Origin of the sequence: Aestuariivita boseongensis (assembly GCF_001262635.1) — a bacterium.
GTDB classification, from domain to species: domain Bacteria; phylum Pseudomonadota; class Alphaproteobacteria; order Rhodobacterales; family Rhodobacteraceae; genus Aestuariivita; species Aestuariivita boseongensis.
In genome coordinates, this window is record NZ_JXYH01000146.1 from 1 (window position 1) to 208 (window position 208).

Annotated in this window: 1 protein-coding gene; it reads right to left on the reverse strand. The window is 60.1% G+C overall.

Annotation, left to right across the window (positions count from 1 at the left end):
• Nucleotides 1-208: hypothetical protein (locus TR61_RS20250; protein ID WP_172677040.1), on the reverse strand; the 208-nt coding region annotated here is incomplete at both ends.

Sequence of the window (208 nt, forward strand, 5' to 3'; positions counted from 1 at the left end):
TCGTCATAGGCGTAGGCAACAACGTGCTGCTCCGTCACCCATACGTAGGGTTCATGCCCCTTGGCGCGCTGAACCTGGTAGTCCACCGCCACAATGCGGCCCCGTTCATAGCGCAAAAACAGCGACCGGCCCGCGCCGTTATCCAACCGCTCAATGCGCCCCAATACGTCGCGGAAAATTCGCAGGCGGTTGTCATACGCGTCACTGA